The following is a 6,462-nucleotide window of genomic DNA, read 5'->3' as shown; positions in this document are numbered from 1 at the left end:
CCGGCCATCCGAAAAACCGGATCGACGAACTCCTCCCTTGGAACTTCCAGACGTCAAGCTGAAAAGCCCGTGGGGCCCAGCTGGCGCTTACGAAATATTCGGGCCACGCGTTGAAGTACCCAGTGGGCTTCACCGCGGGCAGTTGCGCGAACACATCCGCCGCAAGCTCCAGCCGGTCCTGTACGCGCCCTGTGGTCCAGTCAGTCATTGCGCACCTCCCTAACGGCGGGGAGTTTGCCGTAGAGACGCTCGCCCAGCTGACGGACCAGTTCGCGCTCCGGCCAGGTCAGGCGGTGGTCATCGAGCGAAACCGCCAGCATGTGCAGATCATGCCAACCATCGCGCCTGACCTGCTCGGGGTCGCGGCGATGGCCGCCGTAGCCCTTTGGGGCAAACCGCATGCCGGTCATTGCACACCTCCCTGCGTCTCGATCGACCAGAGCAGGATGGCGATGGCGTCAGCCTCGTTGTCGTCGGCGGGTGAGAACCCGCGGTCGCGCGCTGCGTCGATCATCGCCTGCTTCGGCGCATTGCCCTTGCCCGTCGCGTGACGCTTGATCGTGCCAACAGGGACACCTTGGTACGGAACGCCGCGAAGCTCGGCCCACGCGGTCAACGTGGCCATAAGACCCCCATAGACGTGGCTCGCGTCGGTGCCCGCGTGCCGGCGGACTTCCTCGAACCAGATTGTCGCGATCGGCCCTGACAGCCGGTCGAGCTCCGTCAGCCAGTTGGTAAAGCGCAGGTAGCGCATGCCGCCGCCGTCGAAGCGGCCGGGGCGGAAGCTGGCGGTGCCGCTGGTGATCAGACCATCGAAGCCACGGATGGCCCAACCAGTGGTGGTGCCGAGATCGAGGGCCAGGATGGTGCGCCCGGTCTTGGGCGGGATGTGTGTTTCAGGGGTTGCGCCGCGTGCGGCGCTGGACAGAGTCGTATCAGCCATGGGTGGTCTCCTTTTTTGGTTGGCTGCTCGGGTGGAAGACGACGGCGGTTGATGCTTGGCGGTACCGGCCGCCGTCGTCGGATGGTGGGGTCAGGACAGGACACGCGCGCGGACACCCCGCGACGTATTGGGGGGCCACACCCTCTGGGTGGCCCCCCATACGGAGTATGGGGGCTTTCCACTCTTCCTCATCAGGTGGGTACAACTATCTGTTTTCATTATTCTTTCTCCCATTTTTGATGACAAAGGGGTATGACAGAGGCCTTTGTCATCGTCATCAGCAAGTCATTGATTTCATTGAGTTCATGACAAAGGAATGCGGATGACAAAGGCCTTTGTCATATGACAAAGTCACTCATCGACCGCCTCCGGATAGACCCAGACGGCGGGGTTCTCGACCTCCCTGGCCCGGCCGGAATGAGGGCATTTGAAGTGGGTCGGCAGGACCAATTCGCCCTCGGCAAGGACCTCGCCGGTCTCAGGATCAATCACTGGATCGCGGCCGAACCGCATGCCTTCGACGCAGAGATAGCCGAAGTGTGACTGAGTCGCGGGGAACCCTTGCGCGGCCATATCGCGGCGGAATTTCACCAAGCCCTTGGTCGCCAGAACATTCAGACGATCCCGAATGGTGAACTGGCTGCCAAGACCATGCTGGTTCTCGAAAGCGGCCCCGAACTGCGTGGATGAGTAAATCCGCGCCTCCGCCGCTTCATCGAAGAGCAGGCTCAGGATCACCTCGCTTTTGCGATCGCGCTCGGCATCTTGTTTCGTTCCAACCTCGGCCCGAACCAGCCGCTCGTTCATCGGGTTCATTTCGACCCATTCGCCACCGCGCTTGTCGATGAGCTTGGGCTCGAGCGCGGGGCCGTTGCGGAGCTCGATCTCCAGCTTGCGCTCCGACGCGTCCTCGTCGGGACGGTGCAGGATCAGGCCGGAGGTGTAGAAACCGCGCAACGCGCTGGCGCCGGACAAGGCCAGGAACGGGTCCTCCTTGACCTGGTGCTTGGACAGCTTGCGCGTGTGGTGGACGAGGATCACCCCGCAATCGGGATCGATATGATCGCGCAGCACCTCCACCCGGTCCTTGAGGAAGAACATCATGGCGGTGTTGTCGTTCTCTCCGCCGCCGTCGGGGCCGCCGTCGAAGAGGTTGCGGATCGGGTCGACGCAGATGATGTCCGGCGGCGCCTCCGGGAAGGCGGTCTGGATCGCGCGGGCAGCCTGCACGCTGCCCTCGTCGTCGAGCAGCAGCTTCAGTTTCGGCGTGGCCACGAATGTGTCGCGCGCCGCGGTCAGGATCTCGGGCGGCAGGGCGATCTGGCGCAGGCGCTCGCGCAGATAGTGGTACTGGATTTCGGCCTGTAGGTAGAAGATCCGCAGCGGTCGCGGCGGGGTGAAGCCGAGGAAGGGCTGCCCTGCTGCCATGTGCACGAGCCACGAGATCAGCAGATCGCTCTTGCCCACCTTAGGCGCACCGCCCAGCACCAGCAGGCCACCGGGCGTCAGCACGCGCGGTGCGATGATGTCCGCAGGCATGGGGCTGGTGTCGTCGAGCAGCGCGCCGAGGCTGAAGGCGGGCAATTCGTCCGGTGACGGCGCGCCGCTGTCGAGCCGCACCAGCGGGGGGCCATTCTTTTCGACATGCAGCGCCCAGAGCCGCTCGGACTCGCGCTTGAGCCGTTCCACGGACCATTGGGGGCGCAGCATCGCCGCGTTGTAGCCGCAGATACCTTCCCAGCCGGCATCCTTGGACAGGCGGCCCTCATGGACCATGCGGATGAAATGCCCGATCGCTGCCGAGGCCCCCTCGAAGCGCGACCAGTCATCGGCGGCACCTTCGCGCACCGGGGTGACCAGCACCTCGTCGACGGCGGGTTTGTCGGGATGGGCGAACTCGGGCTGCAGCGACACGCCCGGCGCCGGCGGCATGTCGGTGACGGCCTCGATGAACTCGTCCAGATCGCGCTCGCGGTCGGCGTTCAGCTCGATTATGCCGACCTGTGTCTTGAGGTTGTTCTTGTAATAGACCGAGCCCGCCACCCGGATCGGCTGGTGCGCCGAGCGGAAATGCATATCGCCGCCGGCCTTGGCCGCGATGTCGCCGCGCAGACGGGTCACACGGGCTATGTCGCTACCCTCGGCGGGCTCGGTCAGTTTCCACCAGACATGGGCCTTGCGCTGGCCCTCGGCCGTCACGCCGCCGCTTTCCACCACCATGGTGGGCGCGCCAAGGTGGCGCNCCACCAGACATGGGCCTTGCGCTGGCCCTCGGCCGTCACGCCGCCGCTTTCCACCACCATGGTGGGCGCGCCAAGGTGGCGCTCGAGATGGGCGCGCTTTGCTGCGATATCGCCGGTGTCGAGATCGACCACCACGGTCTGCATCTGCAGGATTTCCGCCGCGCGGGCCTGGCCGGGCTCGGCCACGGTGCCAGGGATCACATAGACCGCCGCCCCCTCGCGCGAGGCCCATGTCGCGAAGGTGGCCATCTTGTCGGCCACGGTGTCATCAGCCTCGATCCAGATGTTATGCGGGCGACCGTCGAAGCCCTGGCCCTTGTCGATGAAGCTGCGGACGGGGATCAGCCCGTCGCAGTAGCCGAAGACCACCTCCATGAACTGCGCGATCCGCTCGGGGTCGGGCTCGTCGCCGAACACGTCGATCTGCGGCGCGGCATCGTTGAAGTCGCGCCAGGGATTGAAATGGACGAGGTTTTCCTTCGGGGTCTCGGAGGATGTGTCATCCGATGGGGTGTGCGGGTCGTCGTGATCGGTACTCATTGCGGCATCCTCGGTGTTTATTGGGGTGTCAGGCGGGTCGTCGGGAGCGTCCGTCATGTCGACATTCCCCAACAGCGCTCCGCCCAGGGGCAGAAGCGGCACTCGAAAAAGTCACGGTTTTGCGCCACGCGGGGCAGCAACTCGCCCGCATCCGTGGCTTGCAGAATACGAACCCCGCGATCGGACATGCGCTGTGCAAGATCGGCATCGAAAGGGACCTGCTCGTGGTGCAGCTCGGCCGTGTCCTTGTTGATCGCGGTGAAGAGAGCGGGCGCGGCGGAAATTTTCGGCACCGAGGGTTCCATGTACGCTTGGTAGACGGCGATCTGGGCGGCATAGACCGGTTTGGCGATAGCAACGCCGTCCTTGACGCAGGCGCGCCAGTTCTTCGCGTTCATGGTCTTGCATTCCCAGAGCGCGGGCACGGCCAGGCCGAAGCCTTCGGGTCCGGCGGCGACGATGCCGTCGACATGGCCGCGGATGCGCCCGCCCGCGACCGAAAAGCCGAACTGGCCACCATCTGGCCGGTTGCCCTTGCGAGTGTAGAGATCGAACCCCGCCTGCCGTAGCCAGGCGACCGCCAGATCCTCGAGCACATGGCCGATAGCAAAGATGCGCAGCAGCTGGCCCGAGAACTCCTGGCCTTCGTCCTTGGGTGTGGCCGTGAACTCGAATTGCAGTGCGCGCTCGCAAGCCTGCCCAAGGCGCGAGCCGCCGAGGTAATCGCGGGGTGATCGACTGGCATTCTCGGCGGTCAGGGCCGCATCGATGGTCCCATTGATACGCTCGGCGAAGCTGGGGCGATGGTTGTAGTCCAGCATCAGAAGGGGACCTCCGACTTGCTGGCGATCTCGCCCATGGCTTCACGGAATTCCTGCACCGCAGTTTCGATCAGCCAAAGCACCTGCACTTCCGTGAGCTCCGACAGACGGGTGTCCCAGCCATAGGTCTCCATCTGTCGCGCCACGGGCTTGAGGCTGGCGAGGATCGCCATGTGCTCCTCTTCGGTTATCTCTGCCATTTTCAGTCCTTTCTTGGCTTTGCGTGTGAAGGCCGACTGGCACGGCATCGAGCAGAACCAGCGGTATGTGCGCTTTGCGCGGGGTTGGTGGGGATCGAACCAGCCAAAGCCGCGGGTTCGGGAGGTGCAGACGGCGCAGAGCGCGCCGCGCGGGTGCCAGAGCCGATCACGGCCCGATGGGTCCGCAGCCTCTGCGGGCGTGGGCGGGATTTGCGCGACATGGCTCACGCGGCCTCCCGCGCGGTCGGGGCCGCGCTCAGGATCAACTGCCGGATTGCGCGCTTGTTGAAGCCGAAGGTCATCAGGGCCGAGGCCTTGTAGCGCGTGAGCCCGAAATCGCCGCGCGCCTCGGGCGAGAGATATTGCAGCTGCTTTTCGGTGGCGGGCTGGGTCAGCCAGCCGCGCGTCTTGAAGGCGCTCTCGTCGGTCTCGTGGTCATTGAGCCAATCATCGGCTTGCGCGAGGCACACGGAGCGCTCGCCGACGCCCAGCAGTTGGGGCTGCGCACCGCGCGTGCCGCCGATGGCGTACCACAGCCCGTCGAGCCAGAAGACGCCACCCCAGGCCGTGAAACCCGTGGCCAGCAGCGCGTCCTCTGTGCCGAAGAGATCGACCCATTCGAAGCTCGAGCGCTTCAGCAGATCGATCTCGGTCATCAGGAAGCCTGACAGGGCGCCGCCAAGTGCCCCTTCAAGGCTCTCGCTTTCGTCCTCGTCCGGGTCGACCAGCGTCTCACCGCAGATCGGACACTCCCGCGCGGCCAGCGGGATCTCGGCTTGGCAGGAGGGACAGGTCTTGGACGGCGCCTCGCCGGCCTCGGTCTTGCCGCCGAGATCGACATCCTGCTCCAGCGTGCCGTGCATGAGACTGGAGCTGCCAAAATCCAGCACCACGCAATCGGTCTTGACCACGCCGGGATGGTCCGCCGGGTCGATCGTGCGCAAGCCGCGCCCGACCATCTGGATCATCGTCGATTTGTAGGAGGAGGGCCGCAGCAGCACGACGCAGGAGGTGGGCGGGTGGTCCCAGCCTTCTGTGAGCACGGCCACGTTGGTGATGACGCGAATGTCGCCCCTCGCAAAGGCGGCCAGTATTTTGCGGCGCTCATCCCCCGGCAGATCGCCATGGATCAGCCCCGCAGGGATGCCCGCGGCATTGAAGGCCTCGGCCACATGCGCGGCATGCGCCACGGTCGAGCAAAACACGACGGTTTGTCTGTCTCCGGCTTTCTCGCGCCAGTGGCGCACCACTTCCTCGGTGATCGGCGCGCGGTCCATGATCTCGGCCACTTCACCCATGTCGAAATCCGATGCGGTCCTGCGCACCGCCTTGAGCTTGTCCCGGACACCCACATCAATGACGAAGGTGCGCGGCGGCACCAGATGACCCGAGGCGATCAGCTCACCCAGCCGTACCTGGTCGGCGACATTGTCGAAGACCGCGCGCAGCCCCTTGCGATCGCCGCGATTGGGCGTGGCGGTCACCCCGAAGATCCGAGCCTCCGGGTTGGCATCCCGCACACGGTCGATGATGCGCCGGTAGCTGTCGGCGGCAGCGTGATGCGCCTCGTCGACGACCAGCAGGTCCAGTTTGGGCATGGCGGCCAGATTGGCCTCGCGCGCCAGCGTGGGCACCATGGCGAAGGTGACCTGGCCGCCCCAGGACTTGGTGCTGGCATCCAACACCGAGGTGGTCACCTCCGGGTTGACCCGGGC

General features: G+C 65.3%; 6 protein-coding genes and 1 pseudogene. All 7 read right to left on the bottom strand.

Translation table 11 applies throughout. From position 1 onward, the window contains the following. Positions 1 to 208 (bottom strand): annotated as a pseudogene (locus V8324_RS20790) (hypothetical protein); the annotation flags it as partial. Then, positions 201 to 410: a hypothetical protein gene (locus tag V8324_RS20785; protein ID WP_442970589.1), complete on the bottom strand. Its 210-nt coding sequence runs from the start codon at positions 408 to 410 to the stop codon at positions 201 to 203. The gene V8324_RS20785 and the pseudogene V8324_RS20790, both read right to left, overlap by 8 nt. Beyond that, positions 407 to 943, bottom strand: a complete 537-nt coding sequence (locus V8324_RS20780) for a crossover junction endodeoxyribonuclease RuvC (RefSeq protein WP_336421805.1) — start codon at positions 941 to 943, stop codon at positions 407 to 409. The genes V8324_RS20785 and V8324_RS20780 overlap by 4 nt, the downstream gene beginning before the upstream one ends. 351 nt (positions 944 to 1,294) lie before the next feature. Then, positions 1,295 to 2,482: an AAA family ATPase gene (locus tag V8324_RS20775; protein WP_336421806.1), complete on the bottom strand. Its 1,188-nt coding sequence runs from the start codon at positions 2,480 to 2,482 to the stop codon at positions 1,295 to 1,297. Between the two features lie 1,297 nt (positions 2,483 to 3,779). Further along, entirely contained in the window at positions 3,780 to 4,547 is a 768-nt protein-coding gene (locus tag V8324_RS20770) for a hypothetical protein (RefSeq protein ID WP_336421804.1), read from the bottom strand. Continuing rightward, positions 4,547 to 4,747, bottom strand: coding sequence for a DUF6511 domain-containing protein (locus V8324_RS20765; RefSeq protein ID WP_336421803.1), 201 nt, complete (start codon positions 4,745 to 4,747; stop codon positions 4,547 to 4,549). Before V8324_RS20765 ends, V8324_RS20770 begins: the two co-directional genes overlap by 1 nt. A gap of 224 nt (positions 4,748 to 4,971) precedes the next feature. Then, on the bottom strand, positions 4,972 to 6,462 hold a 1,491-nt coding region (locus V8324_RS20760; protein ID WP_336421802.1), incomplete at its 5' end, for a DEAD/DEAH box helicase.

Source organism: Roseovarius sp. D22-M7 (assembly GCF_037083785.1).
Taxonomy (GTDB): domain Bacteria; phylum Pseudomonadota; class Alphaproteobacteria; order Rhodobacterales; family Rhodobacteraceae; genus Roseovarius.
The sequence above is the reverse complement of the archived record's forward strand: the minus strand, read 5'-3'. Positions and strand labels throughout refer to the sequence as shown.